At 37.1% G+C, this 743-nt stretch carries 1 protein-coding gene; it reads left to right on the forward strand.

The window, feature by feature from the left end:
• On the forward strand, nucleotides 1–743 hold a 743-nt coding region (locus AC1DKZ_RS32850), incomplete at both ends, for an MSCRAMM family protein (RefSeq protein WP_476997973.1).

Here is a 743-nt window from a genome sequence, read left to right on the forward strand (position 1 = left end):
GTGGAAGCAAACAAAGTAGTACAAGTACAAGTGGAAAACGCAAAAGAACTAGGAAGCTTACAAGTAATCAAGAAGGATGCAGAAAGTGGAAAAGTTCTAGCAGGTGCGGAATTTAAGTTAAAGAACGAAGCTGGTCAAGTAGTTGGAGAAGCGAAAACAACAAATAAAGATGGTGTTGTGAAATTCGAAAACGTTGTACCAGGAAAATATACGTTAGAAGAAACGAAAGCGCCAGAAGGCTATAAAGCGCTAGAAGTAACAGTAGAAGTAAACATTGTTGCAAATGAAGTAGCAAAACAAGAAGTATTGAATGAAAAAGTGAAAGAAAAAATTACAGGCCAAGTAGAAATTACAAAGGTAGATGCTAATGATACAGATAAAACATTAGCAGGCGCAGTCTTTGAAATTTTGAAAGACGGAACAAAAATAGACACATTAACAACAGATAAAAATGGTAAAGTAACTTCGAAAGAATTGGAGCCAGGAGATTATATTTTAAAAGAAGTTCAGGCTCCAGAAGGATACACTTTATCTGATAAAGAAATCAGATTTACGATTTCTAATCAAAAAATTGAAGCTATAAAACTTCAAATTACAAATCAAAAAGAGCCAGGTGAAGGAACGGAAACACCAGGTGAAGGAACGGAAACACCAGGTGAAGGAACGGAAACACCAGGTGAAGGAACGGAAACACCAGGTGAAGGAACGGAAACACCAGGTGAAGGAACGGAAACACCAGGTGA

Source organism: Bacillus sp. 05T21, from assembly GCF_056396785.1.